The organism is Agrobacterium sp. CMT1 (assembly GCF_037203725.1).
Lineage (GTDB): Bacteria > Pseudomonadota > Alphaproteobacteria > Rhizobiales > Rhizobiaceae > Agrobacterium > Agrobacterium pusense.
In genome coordinates this window covers 39,056-64,160 of record NZ_JBBCAR010000018.1, presented here as the reverse complement: position 1 = coordinate 64,160, position 25,105 = coordinate 39,056, and the positions used below count along the sequence as shown (strand labels likewise).

Here is a 25,105-nt window from a genome sequence, read left to right as displayed (position 1 = left end):
CGCGATGGAAGCGAAACGCAGCGCGGTCGTCTTTGCCTGGCTCCTTCTTCTGCCGGCGCTTTTATACATCACGGTTATCGTTGCTTATCCGCTTGTCGATACCTTCATCCTGTCCTTTACCGATGCGTCGCTCAGAAAAACGACAAATTGGGTCGGCTTCATCAATTACGAGAAGATCTTCAACGCTACTTTTGCCGATGTCATCACGCGGACCTTTATCTGGACGTTCTTTTCCGTCTCGATAAAGATGATCATCGGCACCTTTGGTGCAGTGCTGCTGAACTCCGCCGTTCCCGGCCGGGCGCTGTTTCGCATCCTGACAATGCCGCCATGGATCGTGCCGATGGCTATCGGCATCTTCATGTGGGGCTGGATGTATAACGGCCAGTTCGGCATGATTTCCGGCGTGCTGCAGAACCTCGGCCTGGTGGATGGTCCGGTCGCATTCCTCGCCTATGGCAGAACGGCATTCTGGGCAACGATCGTCACTGACGTCTGGATCGGCGTGCCGATGGTGACGCTCTATCTGCTGGCGGCCATCCAGGCCATTCCGCAGGATCTATACGAGGCCGCTTGGACAGACGGGGCAAGCCGCCTCTACCGCTTCCGCCGCATCACGCTGCCGCTGATGCTGCCCGCGATGATTACCATGTCGATGATCTCGCTGATTTCGACCTTTAATTCCTTCGATATCATCTGGATCCTGACGCAGGGCGGACCGACCGGCCAGACCACGACCATGATCATCGACACGTACAAGACGGCGATCGGCTCTTACAAATATGGTGAGGGTGCCGCGCGCGCCGTGCTGATCTGCATCTTCCTGTCGATCTTCACCTATTTCTACTTCCGCATTACCAGCCGCATCTCGCAGGAGGCCAGCCGATGACCGACAAGAATGCGATGATCAACCGCTACAGGTGGTATGAAATTGTCGGGATTTATTGCGGTATCGCCGTGTTCCTGACCTTCGTGCTGGCGCCCTTCGTTGAAGGATTCCTGGTTTCGCTGAAACCGCTCAGCCTGCTGTTTTCCTCGCCTTACAAGTTCTGGCCGACAAACGGTTCCTTCGAGGCCTACCGCACCATGTGGGTCAGCGTTCCGGGCTTCGCCCGCTACGTTTTCAACTCGTTCTTCATTTCGACGATCTCCACGATCATCGTTCTGCTTCTGGTGGTTCCGGCGTCATATGCCTTCGCCCGGTTCCAGTTTCGCGGCCGCGGGCAATTGCTCGGTGCATTTCTGGCGATCAACATGTTCTCCGGCGCCGTGCTCCTGATCCCGCTTTACCGGCTGATGCGCAATATGGGTGTGCTGAACACCTATCTGGCGATGATCATTCCCGGAGCCGCTTTCCTGATCCCGACCGCGATCTGGCTTTTGCGCACCTATATGCTGCGTATCCCGCGGGAACTGGAAGAGGCGGCCTATGTGGATGGCGCAAGCTACTTCTACACCTTCCGTCGGGTGATCCTGCCGCTTGCGATGCCGGGTATCGCCGTGGTCTCCATCACAACCTTCATCGGCGCTTATGCGCAGCAGTTCATCTTCGCGCTCACTTTCAATTCCAAGACCGAATATATGCCGCTGCCCATCGGCCTCTTCGCCTATTTCGGTCGTCAGGAAGTCATCTGGAATGAGTTGATGGCGGCCAGCTTCGTCGGCATTGCGCCGGCCATGGTCGTGATCTTCTTCATGCAACGATATCTCGTCAGCGGGCTGACCGCCGGCGCGGTGAAATAAACAACAACCGGAACGACCACCAAAACGGGAGACTACCTATGGCACTGAAACATTACGGATTGGCGCTCTGCGCTTTCGCATTTGCCGGTTCCACTGCCCTTACCACGGTGACGGCGCACGCGGCCGACAAGGAGATCAGCTGGATCTATTGCGGCGACAAGATGGACCCGATCCACGAAAAATATATCAAGGAATGGGAAGGCAAGAACGAGGGCTGGAAGGTTGTGCCCGAGGTCGTCGGCTGGGCGCAGTGCCAGGACAAGGCGACAACGCTTGCCGCCGCCGGCACGCCCGTCGCCATGGCCTATGTCGGTTCGCGCACGCTGAAGCAGTTCGCGCAGAACGATCTGATCGTTCCGGTGCCGATGACCGAAGACGAAAAGAAGAGCTATTACCCCAACATCGTCGACACGGTGACGTTCGAGGACACGCAGTGGGGCGTTCCCGTCGCATTCTCGACCAAGGCGCTATACTGGAACAAGGACCTGTTCAAGCAGGCGGGTCTCGATCCCGAAGTGCCGCCGAAGACATGGGCTGAAGAAATAGCCTTCGCCAAGCAGATCAAGGAAAAGACGGGTATTGCCGGTTACGGCCTCCCCGCCAAGACCTTCGACAACACCATGCACCAGTTCATGCATTGGGTTTATACCAACAACGGCAAGGTGATCGACGGCGACAAGATCACGGTCGACAGCCCGCAGGTTGTCGCGGCGCTGACGGCCTATAAGGACATCACGCCCTATTCCGTGGAAGGCCCAACGGCCTATGAGCAAAATGAAATCCGCGCCATCTTCCTCGATGGTAAGGTCGGCATGATCCAGGCCGGCTCGGGCGCCGCAACACGCCTGCAGGAAACCAAGATCAACTGGGGTATCGCGACCCTGCCGCTCGGCCCGGAAGCCAAGGGTCCCGGCACGCTGCTCATCACCGACAGCCTGGCGATCTTCAAGGGAACCGGGGTTGAAGAAAAGGCGACCGAATTTGCGAAGTTCATCACGTCGCCCGGCCCGCAGGGCGAATATGAGCTGCAGGGCGGCGCGGGCCTCACCCCGCTGCGTCCGTCTGCCAAGGTAGACGAATTCGTTGCGAAGGATCCCTTCTGGAAGCCGCTGATCGACGGTATCGCCTATGGTGGGCCGGAGCCGCTCTTCACGGACTACAAGGGTTTCCAGGACGTGATGATCGAGATGGTTCAGTCTGTCGTTACCGGCAAGGCAACGCCGGAAGATGCGGCAAAGAAGGCTTCTGGCGCTCTCGAGCAATATAAATAATCCGATTGCAACGGTTGCGGGCGTAATGCCCGCAACCGGTCCGTTTCGCCGTGAGATTGGTCGCCGCCCCCTGTGGCTGCTCTTTCTCGTGTTTTTCAACGGTTCCGGTCTGACGCGGTTTCCGCATCATTGTCCGGAACGTCTCTGAATGCGGCCAGATTTCGGCCGCTGACGGGAGAGGCAAGTCTTGGGTCAGCTTTATCTCAACAACGTCCGCAAGAACTATGGACATTTCGAAGTCATCAAGGGCGTCCAGCTCGACATCAGGGATGGCGAGTTCGTCGTTTTTGTCGGCCCCTCGGGATGCGGCAAATCCACTTTGCTGCGCATGATCGCCGGCCTTGAGGATATTTCCGGCGGCGACGTCGTCATCAACGGCGTGAAGGTCAATGAACTGCCGCCGGTCAAGCGTGGTATCGCCATGGTCTTCCAGTCCTATGCTCTCTATCCGCATATGACTGTTTTCGAAAACATCGCTTTTCCTTTGCGCGTCGAAAAGATGGAAGAGGGCAAGATCAAGGACAAGGTGGAGAGCGTCGCAAAGATTCTTCAGCTCGACCAGCGCCTGCAGCAGCGCCCCGGCATGTTGTCCGGCGGACAGCGCCAGCGCGTTGCCATCGGCCGCGCCATCGTTCGTGAACCGAAGATATTCCTGTTCGACGAACCGCTTTCCAATCTTGATGCCGCCCTTCGCGCCGATATGCGCATCGAGCTCACCAATCTTCACAAGACGCTCAAGGCAACGATGATCTATGTCACACACGATCAGGTGGAGGCCATGACCATGGCGGACCGCATCGTGGTGCTGAATGCCGGCGAAATCGCCCAAGTGGGCGCGCCGCTCGAACTTTATCACAAGCCGGCGAACCTGTTCGTCGCGGGGTTCATCGGTAATCCGAAAATGAACTTCCTGAAGGTCACCTGCAAATCCGTCGGTCCCGAGGGTGTAACGGTGGCTTATGAGGGCCAGACGATCACCGTGCCGGTGGAACCTCGCGCTGCTCTGGAAGGCGCCCAGCTAACGCTTGGCATTCGCCCCGAACATACCGGCCTCGAGCCGGCGGATCTCAACATCAAGGTGGCTCCCAGTGTCATCGAGCGGCTCGGTGTGAACACGATTGCCTATGGCGTCGCGCCGACAGGTGAAAATTATTGCGCGCTGCTTTCCGGCTCCGCACCCGTGGTGGTGGACGAGCCCATCGTCACCGGCGTCAAGGCATCGGATTGTCACCTGTTCGACGAAAGCGGCATTGCTCTCGAGCGGCGCGTCGATCTTTCCGTCCTCAAGCTGATACAATAACGGCTGGGAGTCGGGCCATGCACTCTGTCCTAACGCGCCCGGCTTTTCCTGATGCGATCGGTGTCCGGCGATTTTTGCCCGTCACCGGGCGAAAAAATAACGCCGGGCTTTTGGCCCGGCCTTCACTGAACTCCAGCATCTCCGTTGGATCACGGCATGGGGTTGGGCATGTAGCCGGTAAAGCCGCTGATCTTCCAGCGTCCTTCATGCAGCCGGCAGTAATAAAGCGTCTGCCACTTCATGACGTCGAAACCGCCATCGGCCCTGCGAATTCCGCCGTCGAATTTCTTGCGAACCAGCGCGGTTTCGCCTTCCACTTCGATTTCCTCAAGCGTGGTGGTGGTGAAGATCGCATGGCGTGGGTCTTCAGCAAATTGCTGGGTTTGGAAATCCTCCGCCTGCCGCAGCCATTCGTCGCGATAGGCGGCAAGGGAGGGGAAAGACAGGCGCCAGTTGTCAGGATTTGCATCCCGACTGGCATTGATGCCGAGGAAGCCGTCTTCAACGAAATCATCCGCTACCCTGGACCAGTCGGCTGCAAGGAAAGCGTCGATGTCCCGCGTTACCAGCATCTCCCAGATGGAATGGCGGGCGCTGTCGGTTTCGGCGAAGGGGTTTTGGAAGGGATCGCGCATGATTCTGGTCCGTTGTTGAAATTATTTTCAGGAATTGGAAATTTCTCTGGTGATTATTGTTGGCATATGCTCATCTTCCAATCAACAGAGAAAACTGTTTTCATATTGAGGATGTCAGGCGTGTCTTCGGGAGGACGGAACAACGGCGGTTCCCGGCTTTATTCGGTTGACGGGCGGCCTGGATTAGGGTGCATCGGAAACGGGGCCAAGCCTTAAGTTTTGGCGGAACGGAGACCGGTGAGCATGGATATTTTCGCAAGAATACAAGAAGACAGGGGACAATTCTCGCAATCGGAGCGGCGGATTGCCGATATTCTGGTTTCGGATTTCGAATTCGCCGTCAATGCGTCGATCATTGAACTTGCCGCCCGCGCCGAAGTGTCTCCGCCGACGGTGACGCGGTTCTGCCGCCGGCTGGGCTGCCAGAGCTTTTCGGATTTTAAGGTCAGTCTCGCCAAGACGGCCTATGTCGGTATCCGGTACCTCACCTCCGAACCGTCCAGCACCGGCCCCTCGGACGTCGCGGAAGAGGTGCTTGCCAAGGCTCAGGAAGCACTTTTCCTGTTGCACAGGACGCTCGATCCTGCCCTTGCCGATGAAGCGGCGATCAAGATCGCCAATAGCGGCATGATCTATGCCTTCGGCGCGGGCGGCAATTCCTCAATGATCGCTTCGGAAATCCAGAACCGGCTTTTTCGCCTGGGTTTGCGTGTCTCCACCAGTGCCGATCACAGCATGCAGCTGATGATGACCGCCGCGGCCCGAAAGGAGGACGTGATTATTGGCTCCTCCTTTTCCGGCCGCAACATGGAGCTGGTGAAGTGTTTCAGGCTGGCTCGCGACATGGGGGTTACCACCATCGCGCTTACCCAGAGCGACACGCCGCTTGCCGCGGCCGCGGATATGGTGGTGGGTGTCAACGTGCCCGAGGGAAACAATATCTTCCGCCCGACTTCATCGCGCTACGCCTATCTGGCCGCCGTCGATGTTCTGGCGACGCTTGCTGCTTATCACCATCGGCAAAGATCGATGGTGACGTTGCGTCACATCAAGCAGCAGCTCGTGGAGCATCGCGATTCGGATGACAAGCAATTGCTCGGCGACTGAAGGTGGGATGATGAAAACGTGGGCTGCTCGGCCCGAGACCCCGCAACAGGGGTCGTGAAACTTCAAGGGAGTTGCAGGAGATGAAGGACAGGAAAGACCAGCTCGCCATCGTGACCGGCGCGGCAGGTGACATCGGGCGGGCGATTGCCGCGGCGCTTTCTGAAAGCCATGCGAAGGTGGTGCTGGTTGATATCGATGCTGAAGCCCTTTCCAATGCGCTTTCTCTGCTTTCCGGATCTGGTTTCGTTGCAAAAACCTGCGATGTCACCGATCCTGCAGATCTTTCGAGGCTGGCGGCTGACGTCGCGGAGCTGGGCGATGTGGCGACACTCGTCAACAATGCCGGTGCCGCGAGGGCTGTCAGTCTGCACGACACGACCGCCGAAATATGGCGGCAGGACAATGCCCTTAATCTCGAAGCACCGTTTCTCTGCTTTCGCGCTTTTGAAGACGCGCTGAAGCGGACACAGGGTTCCGTCGTCAATATTACGTCGGTCAACGGCATGTCGGTTTTTGGCCATCCCGCCTATAGCGCGGCGAAGGCCGGATTGATCCACCTGACGAAACTCATCGCCGTCGAATACGGGAAATTCGGTATCCGTTCCAACGCTGTCGCGCCGGGCACCGTGCGCACTCAGGCGTGGGAGGTGCGGGCCGCTGCCAATCCCCAGGTCTTCGAGGAGGCGAAGCGCTGGTATCCGCTGCAGCGCATCGTGAAACCCGAAGACGTGGCGAACGCGGTCGCCTTTCTGGCGGGACCGCAGGCGGCGGCCATCAGCGGCGTGTGCCTGCCGGTCGATTGCGGTCTCACGGCGGGGCAGGCGCCGCTGGCCCGCACTTTTTCGCAATCCGAACACTACTGACCGAGCCCTTTCATAGGGTCAAATGCGCAATAAAGGGGAGCATCATGGCGCTCGCAAACTATCGTCTCGAAAATTCATGGCATCCACTGGCGGAATCCGCATCCGGAGGCTTCACCTTCACGCTGATCAACCTTTCCCGAGAGCCGCTGAGGGATTTCCGTATCGTTTACACGTCGCTGACGCGGACGGTAGACAAGCCGGTTTGCGGCAATGCGGTTTATCTGCGCCGTAACGCCAATTTCCATGAATTCGCGCCGCCTGCCGGTTTCGTGCTGGAACCCGGCAAATCCTGGCGTTTCACCGTCGATGGGTTGCTGAGGCCCGCCCGGCATCGCACGGATGGTGCAAAATCCGCCTATATCAGCCTTGCCGACGGCACGCATCGCGCCGTTGATGTCGGGGACCTGATGTTGGACGGGCGTCACAGCGAGCCGGCGCCGGTGCTGCTTCCAGAAGGCAAGCTTGTTCTGCCTTTTGCCATCCAGCCCTGGCCTGCCGAAATCGATGCCGAACCCGGCGACGGCTTTCCCGTCGCGCTCTTCCCGTCGGAAGATGCCAAGGCCAATGAAGTCCTTGCGGTGGAAACCGTGCTTTCGCTGTTCCGCAGGCTATTTGCCGTCGGGCACGTGCCCTTCAGCCTCGCCCCTGTGCATGAGGGAAAGGCCCTGCACTTCAAACAGCATAGCGGACTGGAGGCGGAAGGTTATCGCCTTTCCTTTTCCTCTGACTTTGTTGTCGTGGAATACTCGGCCGCTGCCGGGCTGCAGTATGGCCTGACGGTTCTGGCGCAATTGCTGCATGGCGCGCGTCTCGATCCGAGGTTCCGTTTTCCCGCGTCCGGCACAATCAGCGATGGGCCGCGTTATAGCTGGCGGGGCTGCCACCTGGATGTCTCGCGGCAATTTTATCCGACACAGGATGTCGTGCGGCTCATCGATATTCTTGCATGGCTGCGCATGAACCGCTTCCACTGGCATCTGACGGATGATGAGGCGTGGCGTCTTGAAATCAAGGCTTATCCGTTATTGACCACGGTCGGCGCCACACGCGGCCCGGATGCGCCGCTTCTGCCGCAGCTTGGCAACGGCGCGGAACCGGTCTCGGGTTATTATACCCAGGACGATGTGCGCATGGTCGTTGCCCATGCGGCGGCGCTGAATGTGGAAATCGTGCCGGAAGTCGATATTCCCGGCCATAGTACGGCTGCCCTCGTCGCCTATCCGGAACTGACGGACGGGCAGGAAGCCCCTGACACCTATCGCTCCGTGCAGGGATATCCTAACAACGCGCTCAATCCCGCCATCGAACTCACTTACGAATTCCTCGGCAAGGTTTTCGATGAGATGGTGGAGCTGTTCCCGTCTCGGCTGATCCACATCGGCGGCGATGAGGTTGCGGACGGATCCTGGCTCGCCTCGCCACTCGCCAAGGAGCTGATGGAAAAGGAGGGACTGGATGGTACTTTCGGTATCCAGTCCTATTTTATGAAACGCATTCAGGCCATGTTGCACGAGCGCGGCCGTCAGCTGGCCGGCTGGGACGAGGTTTCGCACGGCGGCGGCGTCGACCCCTCGGGAACATTGCTGATGGCGTGGCAGAAGCCGGAGGTCGGCCTTGAACTCGCAAGGCAGGGTTACGATGTGGTGATGACCCCGGGGCAGGCCTATTATCTCGACATGGTTCAGGACGAAGCCTGGCAGGAGCCAGGTGCCAGCTGGGCCGGCACCGTTCCGCCTTCCCACACCTACTCTTATGAGGCGATCGGTGATTTTCCAGAGGAGTTGAAGGAGAGGATGAAGGGCGTTCAGGCCTGCATCTGGTCCGAACATTTCCTCAACCGCGCCTATTTCAACCATCTGGTCTTCCCGCGGCTACCGGCCATTGCCGAGGCGGCCTGGACACCGAAGGCGCAGAAGGACTGGTTGCGTTTTGCGGCCATCGTTCCCTTTAGTCCGGTGTATTGAGGGGAAGGTGACATGCGTATTGCCGTTGGTGGAATCCATACCGAGTGCAGCACCTACTCGCCGGTGTTGATGGGGCAGGAGGATTTTCGCGTCTTTCGCGGCGCGGAGTTGCTGGAGGCCGAATATTTCAACTTTCTCGGCGAAGGCGGAGCGGAGGTGCTGCCGCTTCTGCACGCCCGGGCGGTGCCGGGCGGTCCGGTGTCGCGCCCGGCCTACGACGCTTTCAAGCGGGAATTCCTCGAGCGCCTGAAAGCCTCATTGCCCTTGGACGGACTTTATCTCGCCATGCATGGCGCGATGAATGTTGAAGGCATGGACGATGCGGAGGGCGACTGGATTTCAAGCGCCCGCACCGTGGTCGGACCGGATGTCGTCATCTCCGCGAGCTACGACCTGCACGGCAATGTCAGCCAGACGATCATCGATCAACTCGACATATTTGCCGGCTATCGAACTGCGCCGCATATCGATGTGCGGGAGACGATGGTGCGCGCCTGGACGATGTTGACCAGGGCCCTGGAGACAGGGACAAGACCCGGTATCGCCTGGGCGAAAATCCCCGTTCTGCTGCCCGGCGAGAAGACTTCCACGGAAGACGAGCCGGCCAGGAGCCTTTATGCTTTCCTTCCTGATCATGACGCCCGCCCTGGCATCTGGGATGCGAATTTCATGATCGGCTACGTCTGGGCGGATGAACCGAGAGCGACCGCTTGCGCCGTGGTGACGGGAACGGATAAAGCGGCCGCACAGGCAATTGCGGCCGAGATCGCGCAATCCTACTGGGACGCCCGGCAGGATTTTCATTTCGGTCCCGTGACGGAGCCGCTCGCGAAAATTCTGGATATTGCGGAAACGACGACCACCCGGCCGATCATTCTGGCGGACTCGGGCGATAACCCCACTGGCGGCGGGGTGGGCGATCGCGCCGATGTTCTGGCGGCGCTCCTTGCGCGTGACTGGCAGGGTGCATTGGTGGGCGGCATTACCGACAGGCCTGCGGTCGAAGCCTGTTTTGCGGCGGGCGAAGGCGCGATCCTTTCCCTGAAGATCGGCGGAAGTCTTGATCCGAAGAGCCCGTCCGTCACCGTTGAAGCCGAGGTTGTGACACTGGATGATCCTGGTCCGGCGGATCAGCGACAGGCTGTGATCGTCATCGGCGGAATCACGGTCATTCTGGCCGCCCGTCGCCGGCCCTATCACATGATTTCGGATTTTACCCGTCTTGGCTTCGATCCGAAGGACGTGCGGCTTCTGGTGGTGAAATCCGGTTACCTGTCGCCGGAGCTTGCGCCGATCGCCAATCCCAACCTCATGGCGTTGACGGAGGGTGTAATCAATCAGGATATTGAAAATCTTCCCAATCGCCGTCGGGAGGGCGATTTTTATCCCTGGAAGCCGCACTTCGATTATATCCCGAATCCTGCCCTTTCGGTCCGCTGGCGATGACAGCGGTCCGGTAGCTTCAATCCAGCGATCCGGCTTTGCCGGATCATCTCAGGCGAACATCCATGCCGTCGGCTCTTTCCATCGTCATCAACAATCCGTCGATCCGCATCGGGGCGCTCGCCATCCTGTTCTTCGGATTTTCGAATGCGGCGACCGCGCCCTATCAGGCGGTGATCGGCATTCGCGAAATCGGGCTCAGCAACACCGTCTATTCGCTGCTGATGCTGTTTGCCGCCGTCATCAATGTCAGCGCCAGCGTGCTGATGGGCATCGTCGCTGACAGGCTGGGTGAATATCGCAAGCCAATGCTCTATATTGCGCTGTTCGGTGTCAGCGGCTACCTGCTGGTGTATCTCGCCGGTAATGCCACTGCCTTTGTGGCCTCCAAACTCGTGCTTTTGCCAATTTTCGGCGCGATGAATTCGCTGATCTTTGCGCATGTGCGTGCCGACGCCCGCAATCTTTCGACGGGCGAGATGATCGCGGTGAATTCCATCATGCGGGCGACGATCTCGCTTTCCTGGGTGCTGGTGCCGGGGCTTGTGGGGGTATTTCTGGTGAATTCCGGAAACATGCTGACCGCGTTCTTGTTCTCGGGCATATGCGCGCTCGTCTGTTTTCTGCTGGTGGCCTTCTGCCTGCCGCGCGCCGCCACGCCCGCCTCGGCCAGTACCGAAGCGCGTTTTGGCCTGCGCGCCTCGCTTGGTGAAATCGGATCGCGTCGGGTGCTGCTTCGGATCGTCGCCATCGCATTGATCTGCTCGATGCTGCATTTGAACGATTCCGTGCGTTCCCTCATCATTACCGGCCAAGCCAAGGGTACGGTGGCCGATATCGGCATCGTCGCCGGTATCGTCGCCGCGCTGGAAATCGTTTTCATCTTGCTGTGGGGCTGGATAGAAAAGAAGGTGCCCCAGACCCTGACGCTTGCCGCGGGCGCACTGCTTTACGCTGTTTACCTGATCCTGCAGGGGCTCGCATCGGCGCCGTGGCATATCTATGCCCAGACCATCATCAGCGCACTGGGGGCGGCCGCGATCATCAGCATACCCATCACCTACCTGCAGGAACTGATCGCGGACCGGCCGGGCCTCGGCAGTTCGCTGATCGCCGTCAATATTTTTCTTGGAGCGGGTCTGGGCGCCCTGATTTTTGCCCTTGGCACGCTCGTCTCCAATTATTCGGGAACGTCGATCCTCGGGGCGATCGTCGGGATTGGCGGGGTTTATATGCTCTACGCCCTTGATGGGATCGGTCGCCGCAGGTAACCGCCATCGAATGAAAGAGGCTATGATGATTCTCGAGATTTGCGTGGACGATGTGGCCGGCCTGGAAGCCGCAGTGAGAGGCGGGGCGGACCGTATCGAACTTTGCGCAGCACTGTCCGGCGGCGGGGTCACTCCGTCTGTCGGCTTTATGCACCGCGCTGCGGCTTATGGGTTGCCCGTCAGCGTGATGATCAGGCCACGTGCCGGCGATTTCGTTTTCACGCGTGATGAAGCGGATGTGATGAAACGCGATATAGATGCCGCGCGCGCCGCGGGCCTTTCCGGCGTGGTGCTCGGTGCATCGCGCGAGGACGGCTCCCTCGATCTTCTGCTGCTCGAAGAGCTGCGTCGTCATGCCAACGGTCTGGATGTAACGCTTCACCGGGCTTTCGATGTCGTTCCCGCCATGGATGAAGCCCTCGAGGCCGCCGTTGCGCTGGGCTTTTCCAGAATTCTCACTTCCGGCGGCGCACGTTCAGCGCTGGAAGGGGTGGAGACTCTGGCCCGCTTGTCGGAGGTCGCTGCCGGGCGGATCGCCATCATGCCGGGTGCCGGCGTGCGTCCGCAAAGCGTGCAGACGCTGCTTGACCGGCTTCCAATCACCGAAATCCACGCATCCTGTTCCGCCGTTCCTCACTATGATCCGGAAAGCCGCGTGGCGAAGCTCGGTTTCACCGGGGCGGGGCGCAAAGTCACGGATGAGGCAGCGGTGCGTGAACTAAAGGCGATCCTTACCGCTCATCATAAAGCCGATGCAGCGTCCTAGCCGTCCCGGCGGCGCCATCGAGATTGAGGTGGACCGTACCGGGTGGCGGCAGGACGAGTGCCGCCTTGATCGCGTCGGCCATGGAGGCTGGCGAAATATCTTTCTCTTCCAGCACATGGGCAAGCCCAAGCCCGGCCAGCCGCTCCGCACGGGCGCTCTGTTCGGTTTCACCGCCGGCCGCGAAAGGGATGAGGAGCGAACGGCATTTTGCCTGAAGAATATCGCAGACGGTGTTGTAGCCGGCCTGTGATACCGAAAGGCGCGCGCCGGCGAGCAAGCTCGCGAAATCCTTGCGGAAGCGGAAAACGGAGATATTTTCCGGTGCCGCAGCCAATATCGCATCGAAATCCGCCTGTGGCATATTGGGACCGGTGACGAGACACCAGCTCTTGATACTGTCCAGCAGCGGCGCGGCCTCAAGGGCGGCCCGGACAAGGGCCGCACCGACAGCGCCGCCGCCGGCGGAGACCACAATATCGAATTTCTCGACCGGTTCCGGCGGTGGAAGCGGAGCCACCAGGCCGGTGTAGACAATACGCTGACGTATCTCGCTGGCGAGGGGAAAGGTATCTTCCAGCCGGGCGAAATCCGGGTCGCCGTGCACGAGCACGGCGTCGAAATGTTTCTTTACCAGCGAGACGGTTTCTTCATCCCGGCCCGGCTTGGTTTTTTCCTGCAAAATATCTCGCAGTGACGCCATGACGAGCGGGCGCGGTTCGCTATCCTCGATCTCATCGAGAAGCGGAAGCAGTTCGAACCGCACCTGCCTGCGGCCGAAGGGAAAAGCCTCGATGATGACGATATCGGGTTTGGCGCCATGATAGGCACCGATCAGCATATCGGTCCTGAGCCTCTTGAAGTCGTCATCCACCGGTTTGCCGGAACTGTCGACCAGGCCGGCAAAACTGCCATCGCTGACGGCAATCGGCGGCAATTCGACATGACGGATGCCTTCACCCGGAAATCCCGGGACAGGCGTTCCGCCCGTCACCAGAACCACGTTGAAGCCATCCGCCTGAAGGGCATTGGCGATGCGGCTGGCGCGGGCTATATGGCCGATGCCAAGAAGATGCTGGACATAAAAGAAAATACAGGGCCGCTTTTCCATCTCGGTCATGGTGTCTTTTCCCATTCGGTCTCGAAGAGCGTCTTCAGTTCGGCAATGCTGGTGCGATGATCGAAGGCGGTGCGCACGCGGTTTTCGGCGGCGTTGCCAAGACGCAGGCGCAATTGCGGATCGGTAATAGCCAAGCGCAGGGCATCTGCGAAGGCCGCGGGATTTTCCGGCTCTGTGAGCAGGCCGTTTTCACCACTGACGAAGAACTCCGGAATGCCCGATATGTTGGTGGAGATGCAGGTCATCGCCTGGCTCGCAGCCTCGACCAGCACGTTGGGAAGACCGTCGCGGTCGCCATCGCTGGTGATGCGGCAGGCAAGGGCAAAGAGGTCCGCTTGCCGGTAATTCTCCAGCACCTGCTTCTGGTCCATGGCTCCCGTCCAGACGACCCTGTCGGAGACGCCAAGTTCGTCCGCGAGTTTTTTCAGCGCAGCCAATTCGTCCCCGCCGCCGATATGGGTAAAGCGCCAATGGATATTGCGTGGCAGCGAGGCGAGCGCGCGCAACAGAATATCGATTCCCTTTTTCTTGACCGCACGGCCGACACTCAAAATCCTGACCGGATCCTCGGCATCTGAACCGTCTCTCGCCGGCCGCGGCGTGTCGAAATGCGGGAAACGCGTGAGATCGAGGCCATGATAACTCAGATGTACGTTCTGCCTCACCCCGGAAAGGGTCTGCAGATGCCGAAAGCCGCCGGCAGTGCAGGTCACGGCCCAGCGGGCGCTTTGCAGCTTGGCGGCAAGGTCACGATCACTGGAGGTCCAGATGTCCTTGGCGTGGGCCGAAATCGTCCAGGGCGTGCCCGTGATGAGATGGGTATAGGCCGCGACTGACGCGGGCGTATGGATGAAATGCACATGCAGCCACCCGGCATCCTCCGGCCATTCATGGGCCAGCACGGCCGCCTGACCGAAACGGCGAAAGCGGTTGCGGCTAAGATCATGGGGCAGGTCGCTGAGAAACTGGCGAAGCGCCTTGGTGAAGCCCGGCTTTTTGCGACATCCCCACAGGGCTTTCAGCACACGCAGAGGTTCCTCATGCAGATACTCCGGCAGGTAGGTGACGGGCGCGCTGATCTCATCATGAACGGGATGGCGTTTCTTGTCCGTTGGCCGGCGCATGGACATGAGTTCGAGCTTCAGCCCGGCCTTTTCAAGCCCCAGCAATTCCTGGGCGATAAAAGTCTCGGACAGGCGCGGATAGCCCTTGAGGAGCACCACGATTTTTTTTGCATCAGTCACGTTGCGCGCGTCTCTTCTGAACGTTGGTTGCCGAGGCCGGGTTACGCGCTGAGCGTGATCGGCGTCTTGTCGCCCTCGGGCGGCAGCCATTCGGCAATCCTGCGTGATATGTTTTCCAACCCGTCGAGCTTCAGCCCGCACGAATTGACGGATGGCGGCGCGCGGTGCGGCAGGGCTTTGAGGGCGGCCGCCATCTTGGCTGGGTTCTCGGCATCTTCCGGCAGGAGCATGTCGAAAAGACCCAGCTCCGATGCGCGGCTGGCGCGGATAAGCTGCTCCTCCCGCGGCACCGTGCGGGGCACGACGAGTGCGGGTTTGTCGAAAGACAATATTTCGCAGACAGTGTTATAGCCACCCATGGAGACCACGGCCTGCGCACCAGCGACGAGATCTTCCATGCGATTGTCGAATTCGATGATTTCGATGTGCGGTATATCGGCCACGCTGCTCATGAAGCGCTGGCGCTGATCCGCCGGCATATAAGGGCCGAGCACGACCAGCGCCTTGTGCGTCAGCTCCGGGTCATGTCGGTAGGCGTTGATGACGTCATCGATCAATTCACTGCCGTCGCCACCGCCGCCTGTGGTGACGAGAAGATAATCGCCTTCCGGCCGATGCGCCGCGGTCTCTGCCTGTGTCTTCGATCTCTGAAGAAAGCCCACGAAATCCATCTTGTCGCGCACCGTCTGCGGAACGTCGAGCCCTGTCAGCGGATCGTGGAAATCCGGCGGGCCATAGACCCAGACATGGTCATAGAACTGGCCGATCTTGGTCATGACGTTGTTGCGCTTCCACTCCGCCTCGAGCAGCTGCGGCGCATCCATGACATCACGCAGGCCGATGACGAGCTTGGTGCCCTGTCCCTTGAGATAAGCGAGTGTTTCCTCCACCTCGCCGCGAAGGCCCATGGGCTCCTTGTCGACGATGAAGATGTCAGGCTGGAAGCTTTCGGCGGTATGGTAGATGATGGACCGGCGCATCTTCAGCGTTTCCTGAAGATCGATATGCCTGTCCATCGAGGTGTATTCGCCATTGCGCAGCTTGATGACGCTCGGAATTTTCACGAAATCGACGCGGGCGCGATAATCGAAGGCACCGGCAATGGTAGCCCCTGAAATGATGAGGACGTTGAGACCGCGATAATCCTCCACCAGGGCATGCGCGATGGTGCGACACCGCCGCAGATGGCCGAGACCGAAGGAATCGTGGCTGTACATGAGAATACGCGCGTCGTTCAAACGGGAGCTCATGGGCCACACCTCTTTTTGCCTTTCACGATGAAGGCGGCTTCGGAAGGGCAGTTTATCAAGGTGTATTCCATTTTATCTGAAGGGGTCCGCAGCATCACGTAGTCCGTCACCGAAGAAATTAAAGGCCAGAATGACGAGAACGACAGGGATCGTCGGGATGAGAAGCCAGGGATATAGCGCAATGACGCTGACGCTGCGCGCCTCCGTGAGCAGAATTCCCCAACTTGTGATCGGGGGGCGCAGGCCGAGGCCCAGGAAGCTGAGCGCTGTTTCGCCAAGGATCATGCCCGGTATCGTCAGGGTTGCCGAGGCGATAAGATGGGACATGAAGCCCGGAATAAGATGTCGGCCAATGATACGCGGTGTGCCCGCTCCCATCAATTGCGCAGCCAAAACATAGTCTTCCTCGCGCAACGCCAGTAGCTTTGAACGCACGGCGCGCGCTAGCCCGGTCCAGTCCAGCATGCCGAGAATGATGGTGATGCCGAGATAAACGAGGATCGGACTCCAGGTCACCGGCATGATGGCCGCGAGCGCCAGCCATAGCGGAATGCTGGGAATGGATTGCAGGACCTCGATGATGCGCTGGACAATCAGGTCAAACGTGCCGCCGCGATATCCCGCCAGGCCACCGATCACAATCCCGAGAACGAAGCTCATGGCGACGCCGAGGAGGCCGATGGTCAGCGAAATGCGCGCGCCGTAGATGATACGGGACAGCACGTCACGCCCGAGGCGGTCGGTGCCGAGAAGGAACAGTTCACCGCCTTCTGCCGGGCAAACGAGATGGGTTCTGCCCTCGAACATGCCCCAGAAACGATAGGTGTCACCCTTGCAGAAGAAACGCAGCGGCTGGATATCGGTCGGCACGTCCCGGTAGACACGCCTCAGATTTTCCATGTCGAGCGTCATTTCACGGCCATACACGAAGGGGCCGACAAATTTCCCGTCATTGAAGAGGTGGATGGCCTGGGGCGGGGCGTATATGTGTTCGATATTGCGGGTGTGGAGATTATAGGGGGCGAGGAACTCGGAGATTAGAATCGAAAGGTAAAGCACCACCAGAAAGGCGCCGGACCACACCGCGATCTTGTGCTGGCGGAACTGCCACCACATGAGCTTCAACTGCGAGGCTTTGCTGAAGGCCGCCATGCCAGACGTGTTGGGTTCGATCAGCGACGGGTCGAAGGGCGCGGTCGAGACATAGTGCGGCAGGGCTTCGCCGGGATTCGGAATGGATGAAGTCATTTGACGTTACCACCTCCGAAGCGGATTCTCGGATCGAGTATGGCAAGGGCGATGTCCGACACCAGAACGCCGATCACCGTCAGGAACGCAAGGAACATCAGGAACGAACCCGCCAGATACATGTCCTGGCTTTGCAACGCCCGGATGAGCATGGGGCCGGTGGTCTCGAGCGACAGGACGACGGCAGTAATTTCCGCGCCCGATATGATGGCAGGCAGGATCGAGCCGATATCCGAGATGAAAAAATTCAGGGCCATGCGCAGCGGATATTTGGTCAATACCCTGAAAGGGTGCAGGCCCTTGGCGCGGGCGGTGACCACATATTGCTTCTGTAATTCATCCAGAAGATTGGCGCGCAGGCGGCGGATCATGCCGGCCGTGCCCGCCGTTCCGATAATGAGAACGGGAATCCAGATATGCTCAAGGATCGACTTGAACTTCGCCCAGCTCATCGCCTGGTTCAGATATTCCCGGTCCATCAGATGGCCTATGGAGATGCCGAACCATATGTTGGCGAAGTACATCAGAATCAATGCCAGCATGAAGTTGGGGATGGCGATGCCGAGCAGGCCGAGGAAGGTTAGCCCGTAATCGCCCCAGCTGTATTTATGCGTGGCGGAATAGATGCCGATTGGAAAAGCCAGCAGCCAGGTGACAATGATGGTGACGAAGGAAACCAGAACCGTCAGCCACAGGCGATCTCCCACCACGTCGCTCACGGGTAGCTGATATTCGAAGGAATAACCGAAATCGCCGACAAGCATGCCGGTCGCCCAGCGGAAATAGCGGATCGGGGCCGGCTGATCGAAGCCGTAACGGACGCGCAGTTCCTCGATTTCGGCAAGATTTGCCGTTTCACCCATGGCGCGCAGCTCAGCGACATAGCTTTCGAAATAATCGCCCGGGGGCAGTTCGATGATGGTGAAAACCAGCATCGAGATCAGGATGAGCGTCGGGATCATGACGAGGACGCGCTTCAGAATATACCGCAGCATATCAGGCGTCTCCGTCGTACCAGAAGCTATCCGGCATGTAGACGCCGAGATAGGAAGTGGGTTCATAACCGAAAAGCGCCTTTTCCGGCACGTTCCGCATGCGCTTGACATGGACGACGGGCTGCAGCGCGCCGTTGACGATGCCGATGGAAAATACCTGCTGCGTATAGACGCCAAGCATTTCCAGCCAGATTGCCTGACGTTCTTCCTCGGTGACGCTTCGACGCCATTTTTTCAGAAGATCAAGCAAATGGGCCGCTTCCGGCAGATCGGGCTCTTTGCCTTCACGGCCGCCGGATAGATAGTGAATCCCCCAGACCGGCCATTGCAACTGGTCGTCACCGGTGGGGGCAAGGCCGGAAGGCAGCATGTCGGCCGTTGGCACGCCATTGTCCATACCCATCCACACCGACATCAGTACTTCTCCGCCCATGGCGCGCTTGCGGAAAACATCGCGCTGGGTGGGGCGGACAGAAACGGCAATGCCGATATGTCGCCAGTGATCCGTCACCAGCTCCATCACGTCTGTTTCGAGCGTGCTTTCGCCTGTCGTCTCGACAATGATATAGGCGGGTCGACCATCAGGCAGGAGCCGAAGGCCGGCATTGTCGCGCTTGTCGAGACCCGCTTCATCGAGCAGCCTGTTGGCCGTTGCGCGATCGAAAGCGCTCCAGGCGTCCGCAAATTCCTGCCGGTAAAGCGGGCTTTCCGGCAGTACGGTATCTGCGCTTTCCTTCGCGAGCCCGTAAAAACAGACCATGTTGATTTCGTGCCGGTTGATCGCGAGCGAGAGCGCGCGGCGCACACGCACATCCTGGAAAGCACTGCGCCAGACCGGGTCGGCGCAATTGAGATTTGGCAGCAGCGCGATGCGCGAGCCCTGGGAGCGCTTGTAGAGATTAACTTTCAGGGGAAAGCGCTTTTCGGCATCCTTCAGGAAAGTGTAATCAGCGAAATCGAGGCCGAAATATTGCAGGTCGCTATCGCCCGACGCCGTCTTGGCCGAGATGATATCCGACGAGGTGACGTTGAGCAGGAAGCGGTCGAGATAGGGCAGTTGCAGGCCGTTTTCATCGACGCGGTGATAATAGGGGTTGCGTTCGAACACGAACTGTTCGGCCGACGGCGCGGTTGTGTTACGCCAGGCATCGAGCGTCGGCAGATCCGGATTTTCGGGGCGCACCTGCCGCGACATCTTGATATGCAGCCCGCTCCAGTCGTCTGTCTTGTTTTTCTTGATCAGCTTGGCGAGCTTCTCCGCCGTCTGATATTTGATGTGGAACTGTTTCATATAGGCAGCAGGCAAGAACAGCCGCGCCGGCGAGGCGGCCGCCAGTTTTGCCAGAAAATCCGGATTGGGGCCGTCCCAAGTGTATCGCACGGTCAGCCGGTCAACGACCTCGATCTGGGGCGGTTTGCCATTGACCAGAAGCTCGATCGGCGGACCACCCTTGTGGATTTCCTTATTGAGGGCAACATCTTCCCAGAAATAGCGGAAATCCTCTGACGTGAAATCACTGCCATCGGACCACTTATGGCCTTCGCGCAGCCTGAAGGTGAAGATGCGTTCTTCCTGCACGTCGTAGCTTTCCAGAATATCCGGATGAAGCTCGAATTTTTCGTCGTAACCGACAAGGCGGGCATAGCTGCTGATCGGCATCAGGCGAATGTCGCGCTGGCCGCCAATGAGCATACGTACCGATCCACCATGTTTCCCCGGCTCTCGGCCAAGTGCCTTCATGTCGATGACGCGCGGGTTTTTCGGCAGGCGCTCGGTGATGTCGGGCAATTCGCCCTTTTCGCGTTTTTCCTTGAAATAGGTGGGGTCGATATAGGAGGCCCGCGCATAAGCCGGCACAAAGACAGAGGCCAAGAGGGCAAGAGCGGTGCGACGCGTGATCAAGGGCGAAGCTCCCGCATGTCGGCATTGCCGTTCGCAAGTACGAAATGGCCTTCCCCAAGATCGGCCGATACCATCTCACCATCCCCCTCGTCGCGGAACTGTTTGCCCCAGTCGAATTTGCCCGTCGCGCTGATCTTGCCGATGGTGCGGAAATCGAGCGGACGGTCGAGATCGGGGAAAGGCACGGCGGCCAGCAGGGATTTCGTATAGGGATGCACCGGAGCGCGCATCAGGATTTCCCGTGGCGCCAGCTCCACGATGCGGCCCTCGCACATGACCGCCACGCGATCGGCCATATAATCCACCACCGCAAGATTATGCGAGATGAAGAGGTAGGTAAGCCCGAGATCCTGCTGCAAATCTTTCAGCAGATTGAGAATTTGCGCCTGCACGGAAACATCGAGAGCGGAGACGGGTTCGTCGCAGATCAGCAGTTCCGGGCCAAGTGCGAGGGCTCTTGCAATGCCGATACGTTGTCTTTGCCCGCCCGAAAAACTGTGCGGATAACGGTTCAGCGCGCTTTCCCCAAGCCCGATGGCCCTGACGAGGTTGCGCACTTTTTCGGAGCGATATTTCGCATCACCCCGACCGTGGATTTCCAGCGGCTCGCTCAGGATGTTTCCCACGGTCATGCGCGGCGATAGCGAGGATATCGGGTCCTGAAAGACCATCTGTATCTTCGACCGGAGCTCTTTCAGGTCATCGTCCCGGGCGTTGAGGACATCGATATCGCCCTGCGGACGGTGGAAGGTGACGGAACCCTGATCCGGGCGAACGGCGCGCATGAGGATTTTGCTGACGGTTGTCTTGCCGCTGCCGCTTTCGCCGACCAGTCCCAAACATTCTCCACGACGGATCTCAAAGCTGACGCTGTTTACCGCTTTGGTTGCGCTGGCGTCACCTTTGCGGAACCAGCTCGATTTGCGCGTCGTGAACGTCTTGCTGATATTGTCCACGGTCAAAAGCGGACCAGGGGTTTTGTTGACCGTCGCGGTCTTCTTGCCCACCAGGCTTTCATGGTCGACGTTGATTTCGCGTAGCGCCTTCAGCCTCTCGCCCGGCTTCATGTCGAAATGCGGAACGGCTGCCATCAAACCCTTGAGATAAGGATGGGCTGGCGATTTGAAGATATCATCGACCGTGCCGGCTTCCATGATCTCGCCCTGATAGATCACGGCAACCTCATCTGCAATGTTCGCCACCACGCCGAGGTCATGGGTGATGAGCAGCATGCTCATATTCAGCCTGCTCTGCAGGTCACGCAGCAGCTTGAGGATTTGCGCCTGAATGGTCACATCAAGCGCTGTCGTGGGTTCGTCGGCGATCAGAAGCGCGGGACGACAGATCAGCGCCATGGCGATCATGGCGCGCTGGCGCATGCCGCCTGAAAGCTCGAAAGGATACATGTTCACGACCTTCTTCGGGTTCGAAAACCCGACGAGATCGAGTGTCTCATACATTTTTTCCGCACGTTCCGCCGGCGAAAGGATGCTGTGGATTCTGAGCGCCTCGTCAATCTGGTTGCCGATGGTGTGCAGCGGCGAAAAAGAGGTCATCGGCTCCTGAAAGATCAGCCCGATGCGGTTGCCACGGATAGCGCGGATTTCGCGGCCGTCTTTGGGCAATTGCAAAAGATCGACGGGACCGCCCGCAGTGTTTTCCGGATCGGTGAACAGCACGCGGCCATTCACACGAGCGGTCTTGGGATGGATGCCCATGATCGTCTGGCCAATGACGGATTTTCCGGAGCCGGATTCACCGACCAATGCGGTTACTTTTCCCGGAAGAATGCGGAGGCTCGCCCCCCTGACTGCATCGATCGTTCCACCCATGAGAGAAAACGAGACCTGCAGATTTTCGATACGGAGCAAATCTGCGCCTGCGCTCATGCCAAAGGGTTCCTTGCCGCCTCTTTATCGTTGCCTTGTGACAATTGCTCGGGAGGGCTTAAAGCAACGTTATCGCAGGGTTTGTTGTCTGTCTATCCTTCTGAAACATCGAATTCTTTAGCAAATTTGAAGCCGGCTTCCGAAATGCTGCGACTTGCCCCACCGCGCTTGTTTCGTAATATGCTGACGGGAGCTTTCGAACGAGGATCCATGTCCGACAAGAAATATTACGACGCCAAGCTGAACGATGCGCGTCAGTTGCAGAATAACGGCCAATATGCTGAGGCGAACGCGCTTCTCTTATCGCTGGTTGCAGCAAAGGACGGGCATCTGATGGGAGAGCAGACGGTGCTCGGCCTGCCGCGCCGGCTGCATGCCGCGCGGCTGCGTCTTGCCAAGGCCGAAGGCGATATGGTCGCGAAGATCGGTTATCAGTATACGCTGGTGCCACCCCCGCAGGTGCTGGAAAAATATGCGCGATTTTCCGTGGAAGAACGCCGCACAATAAACCTCAAAAGCCGGGAGGATGTGCCGAGGCTCATTCATCAGATATGGATTGGCGAGAAATCGCCGCCCATGTCGGTCGAGGCCTGGGCTGCCCATGCGCTAAAGCACGGCTACGATTATCGCCTTTGGCGGGAAGCCGATCTTGAGCGGGAAGGGGTTTTTGCGAATAGCGTCTTTAACAGGATGCTGAGCGAGGGCGACTATCCGGGTGCTGTTGACGTCGCCCGCTACATCCTGCTCGAGCGGTTCGGCGGCATCTATCTCGACTGCGACTGGTATCCGGCGCGCGACGACGTGAGTTTCGATTCATTCCTTCCCCTTGCGGGTCTCACGGCGTTTGATGAAAAAACGCCGCGGAATACCGGACAGGGAAGTATGCTTCTCGCTAATTCCTTCATTGCCGCTCCAGCTGCGCATCCGGTCTTTCGCAAGATGCTGGCCGCCTTTCCCGACATTCTCGAAGAAATGCCGCGCGCGCCGGCGTGGTGGTCCACCGGCCCGTTGATTTTCACCGTCATTGCCCGGCAGGGAAGCATCAGCCTTGCACCGGCAGCGTTTGTCGCGGCATCCGTTCCGGACCGAACGCCGTTTGATACGGTTGATGCGATCAGGCGGGATCTGGCCAAGGATGCCGGCGGGCTGCTGATCGCCTGGAAATCATGGTGAGATTGCTTCGACGAGGTCTTTAGAGGAGCACCAGCGTGCTGCGCGGTGCCGTGCGGTCACCTCGAAAAGCCGCCGGAGGAAATGCCAGACGGTGTCATCATGCACGAGATGATGGGTAAGGATGCCGATTGTGCCGCCTTCCTCGGTAGCGCGCAGGATGCGGGCCGCCGTCTCGGCAAACAGGACATCGTGGTCACGGCCGCCGCGGCTGCCATGCCAATCGATCACATCCACATGCGTATTCAGACATGGCGGCGCTGTGTCCTTCTCCGGACCGAAAACGGAGAGGGCCCGATATCCAAGCCCTGTCAGTTCCCTCACTATATGGGCGTCGATGCGGTTCCACGGGGGCACCAGCATGGGCACGACACGCGGTCCATGCAGATCGTAGAGTTTTTCCAGCCCGGACTGCAGCTCGTCGAGAACGAGGGGAAGTTCCCGGTGGAGGCCAAGCTCCTGTTTCTTTTGTCCATCGCCGGCATAATTGCTATGCGACCAGCCGTGAACCGCCACCTGGGCAATGTCCGAGGCATCCAGATGCTGCGCGAGCCTGCGGGTCGTCGTTTCGGGAATGACCGCGAGGGTGACCGGAACCGAGAAACTTTCGCAAAGATCAAGCAGGGTATCGAGTGCCCCCGTCGGGTCCACTGCATCGTCGTCCCTGAGCCACAGATCGGCCGAAATGCCGCGACGTCCGCATTCGTCCAGTGCTGCGACGAGTTTTTCGAGACTCATGATCTTCGTGCCTTTGCTTGCATCAAAATATCGTTCAGCTTCGTTGCGGCATTTTCCAGAGACCGTTCATGCATGACGAACCGGCGGGCTGCTTTTGCCAGTTCCTGTCGCCGCCTGTCGTCGTAAAGCAGGGCCTTGATCGCATCGGCATAAGCGGCACTATCATTTTCAGGTGTCAGTAATCCGGTGGCGCCAGATTTTACGACTTCGGGAACGCCCGCCACTTTTTCGGCGATGACGGGCAGGCCGGCTGCCTGTGCTTCCAGATAGGCAAGGCCGTAGGCCTCGCCGTGACCCGGCCAGACATAAATGGCAGCTTTCGAGAGAAGCGCTGCGATCTCGTCTGCGGCTTTTTGCCCGTGCCAGACGAGGCGATTTTCAGGGAAGCCGCTGAACATGGCTTGCACCGCCTCGCGTTCCGGACCGTCGCCAACGATCTCAAGTGTCCAGTCTATGTCTTGTGGTAGCAGGGCGAGAGCGCTCGACAGGGCGCGATAGCTCTCGAGTTTGTCGCCCGCCCTCATCATGGCGACGGTGATGAGCCGTGTCCGTTTCGGCTGGGGAACAACCTTGAGAAAGGGCGCGGGGTCGATGAAAGGCGGAAGCATCGCCCATTGAAGCCCAGGAGAGGCCTGTGCGAGCCCTTCGCGATCCCGTTCGGTGAAGCAGATATTGACTGCGGCTTCGTTCAACGACGACAACAACCCGTCCTGCACTGCCTGCCAGCCCATGGCGTTGCGCTTTGGCGAATAGGATGCTTCGGCGGTGACGTAGGATATATTGAAACGGCTGGTCAGTTCCGGTCCGAGCAGGTCCGGAGCCTTGTAGTAAGGGTGATAACAAAACCACAGGTCCGGTGCGCCGTGCAACCGCCAGCGCTCCGCAATAGTCTCTACTTCACGTTCGGCCCGGTTGGCGAGGGACGACCGCTCGGGATCATCCGGCTGTCTCAGGAAGCTTCGCAGCTCGGACGCGACAAAAACCTCATGGCTACCCATTGCCATCGCCTGCATCAACAGGCGGGCCATCAACCGGTCGCCGGAAGGAACGGGGTGGTTGGGTGCTTTGAGCGGCGAATAAAAGGCGATCTTCATGCGGATGGTTTTGCGTTGGTCGTGCCTCTGGCGTCAACCGGAATTTGAAGACGCGGAGCCTTGACAGCCTCGCCATTCTTGCCCAACTGAAAGA

21 protein-coding genes are annotated in these 25,105 nt (G+C 59.0%); 11 read left to right on the top strand and 10 right to left on the bottom strand.

All coding sequences use genetic code 11. The annotated features are described in order from the left end of the window. The first annotated feature begins 4 nt into the window (after positions 1 to 4). The 4 genes from WA845_RS21545 to WA845_RS21530 all read left to right on the top strand — a co-directional run bounded on the left by WA845_RS21545 (position 5) and on the right by WA845_RS21530 (position 4,314). The gene (locus tag WA845_RS21545) at positions 5 to 889 is read left to right on the top strand and encodes a carbohydrate ABC transporter permease (protein WP_004443728.1); all 885 of its coding nucleotides are present in this window, start codon (positions 5 to 7) and stop codon (positions 887 to 889) included. Then, positions 886 to 1,743 carry a carbohydrate ABC transporter permease gene (locus tag WA845_RS21540; protein WP_004443724.1) on the top strand — a complete coding sequence of 286 codons (858 nt, stop codon included), beginning with the start codon at positions 886 to 888 and terminating at the stop codon, positions 1,741 to 1,743. The genes WA845_RS21545 and WA845_RS21540 overlap by 4 nt, the downstream gene beginning before the upstream one ends. A 38-nt stretch (positions 1,744 to 1,781) precedes the next feature. Beyond that, positions 1,782 to 3,014, top strand: a complete 1,233-nt coding sequence (locus WA845_RS21535) for an ABC transporter substrate-binding protein (protein ID WP_072495129.1) — start codon at positions 1,782 to 1,784, stop codon at positions 3,012 to 3,014. 187 nt (positions 3,015 to 3,201) lie between these two features. Next, entirely contained in the window at positions 3,202 to 4,314 is a 1,113-nt protein-coding gene (locus WA845_RS21530) for a sn-glycerol-3-phosphate ABC transporter ATP-binding protein UgpC (protein ID WP_112553224.1), read from the top strand. 149 nt (positions 4,315 to 4,463) lie between these two features. Here the strand turns inward: WA845_RS21530 and WA845_RS21525 are convergent, their stop codons facing one another. Further along, a complete protein-coding gene (locus tag WA845_RS21525; RefSeq protein ID WP_112553226.1) occupies positions 4,464 to 4,949 on the bottom strand; it encodes a hypothetical protein in 486 nt (161 codons plus the stop codon). A gap of 243 nt (positions 4,950 to 5,192) precedes the next feature. Here WA845_RS21525 and WA845_RS21520 point away from each other — a divergent pair, with 243 nt between their 5' ends. The 6 genes from WA845_RS21520 to WA845_RS21495 all read left to right on the top strand — a co-directional run bounded on the left by WA845_RS21520 (position 5,193) and on the right by WA845_RS21495 (position 12,363). Continuing rightward, positions 5,193 to 6,056, top strand: coding sequence for a MurR/RpiR family transcriptional regulator (locus WA845_RS21520; RefSeq protein WP_006698207.1), 864 nt, complete (start codon positions 5,193 to 5,195; stop codon positions 6,054 to 6,056). A gap of 80 nt (positions 6,057 to 6,136) precedes the next feature. Next, entirely contained in the window at positions 6,137 to 6,919 is a 783-nt protein-coding gene (locus tag WA845_RS21515; RefSeq protein ID WP_045533303.1) for an SDR family oxidoreductase, read from the top strand. A gap of 44 nt (positions 6,920 to 6,963) precedes the next feature. Then, positions 6,964 to 8,883, top strand: a complete 1,920-nt coding sequence (locus tag WA845_RS21510) for a family 20 glycosylhydrolase (RefSeq protein WP_112553228.1) — start codon at positions 6,964 to 6,966, stop codon at positions 8,881 to 8,883. A 12-nt stretch (positions 8,884 to 8,895) separates the two neighbouring features. Further along, entirely contained in the window at positions 8,896 to 10,329 is a 1,434-nt protein-coding gene (locus WA845_RS21505) for a M81 family metallopeptidase (RefSeq protein ID WP_112553230.1), read from the top strand. A gap of 62 nt (positions 10,330 to 10,391) precedes the next feature. Further along, complete coding sequence (locus WA845_RS21500) at positions 10,392 to 11,597, top strand: MFS transporter (protein WP_112553232.1); 1,206 nt, start codon at positions 10,392 to 10,394, stop codon at positions 11,595 to 11,597. A gap of 25 nt (positions 11,598 to 11,622) precedes the next feature. Then, the gene (locus WA845_RS21495; protein ID WP_112553285.1) at positions 11,623 to 12,363 is read left to right on the top strand and encodes a copper homeostasis protein CutC; all 741 of its coding nucleotides are present in this window, start codon (positions 11,623 to 11,625) and stop codon (positions 12,361 to 12,363) included. Here the strand turns inward: WA845_RS21495 and WA845_RS21490 are convergent. The 7 genes from WA845_RS21490 to WA845_RS21460 all read right to left on the bottom strand — a co-directional run bounded on the left by WA845_RS21490 (position 12,329) and on the right by WA845_RS21460 (position 22,009). Beyond that, positions 12,329 to 13,480 carry a glycosyltransferase gene (locus WA845_RS21490; protein ID WP_112553234.1) on the bottom strand — a complete coding sequence of 384 codons (1,152 nt, stop codon included), beginning with the start codon at positions 13,478 to 13,480 and terminating at the stop codon, positions 12,329 to 12,331. The two genes, WA845_RS21495 and WA845_RS21490, sit on opposite strands and share 35 nt — an antisense overlap. Beyond that, positions 13,477 to 14,724, bottom strand: coding sequence for a glycosyltransferase (locus tag WA845_RS21485; RefSeq protein ID WP_162719100.1), 1,248 nt, complete (start codon positions 14,722 to 14,724; stop codon positions 13,477 to 13,479). The genes WA845_RS21490 and WA845_RS21485 overlap by 4 nt, the downstream gene beginning before the upstream one ends. 41 nt (positions 14,725 to 14,765) lie before the next feature. Continuing rightward, a complete protein-coding gene (locus WA845_RS21480; RefSeq protein ID WP_107340335.1) occupies positions 14,766 to 15,974 on the bottom strand; it encodes a glycosyltransferase family protein in 1,209 nt (402 codons plus the stop codon). 72 nt (positions 15,975 to 16,046) lie between these two features. Beyond that, complete coding sequence (locus tag WA845_RS21475) at positions 16,047 to 17,222, bottom strand: ABC transporter permease (RefSeq protein WP_035210256.1); 1,176 nt, start codon at positions 17,220 to 17,222, stop codon at positions 16,047 to 16,049. After that, positions 17,219 to 18,217 (bottom strand): ABC transporter permease, encoded by a 999-nt coding sequence (locus WA845_RS21470; RefSeq protein ID WP_004443698.1) that lies wholly within the window; start codon positions 18,215 to 18,217, stop codon positions 17,219 to 17,221. Before WA845_RS21470 ends, WA845_RS21475 begins: the two co-directional genes overlap by 4 nt. Position 18,218: 1 nt before the next feature. Continuing rightward, positions 18,219 to 20,120: an ABC transporter substrate-binding protein gene (locus WA845_RS21465; RefSeq protein ID WP_337322570.1), complete on the bottom strand. Its 1,902-nt coding sequence runs from the start codon at positions 20,118 to 20,120 to the stop codon at positions 18,219 to 18,221. Next, entirely contained in the window at positions 20,117 to 22,009 is a 1,893-nt protein-coding gene (locus WA845_RS21460) for an ABC transporter ATP-binding protein (protein ID WP_004443693.1), read from the bottom strand. The genes WA845_RS21465 and WA845_RS21460 overlap by 4 nt, the downstream gene beginning before the upstream one ends. A 210-nt stretch (positions 22,010 to 22,219) precedes the next feature. On the opposite strand from WA845_RS21460, the gene WA845_RS21455 reads away from it, so the two are divergent. After that, complete coding sequence (locus WA845_RS21455) at positions 22,220 to 23,182, top strand: glycosyltransferase (RefSeq protein WP_162719101.1); 963 nt, start codon at positions 22,220 to 22,222, stop codon at positions 23,180 to 23,182. Here WA845_RS21455 and WA845_RS21450 read toward each other — a convergent pair. Then, entirely contained in the window at positions 23,174 to 23,917 is a 744-nt protein-coding gene (locus WA845_RS21450) for a polysaccharide deacetylase family protein (RefSeq protein ID WP_037090271.1), read from the bottom strand. The two genes, WA845_RS21455 and WA845_RS21450, sit on opposite strands and share 9 nt — an antisense overlap. Next, positions 23,914 to 25,011 (bottom strand): glycosyltransferase family 4 protein, encoded by a 1,098-nt coding sequence (locus tag WA845_RS21445; protein ID WP_112553237.1) that lies wholly within the window; start codon positions 25,009 to 25,011, stop codon positions 23,914 to 23,916. Before WA845_RS21445 ends, WA845_RS21450 begins: the two co-directional genes overlap by 4 nt. Positions 25,012 to 25,105 lie beyond the last annotated feature (94 nt).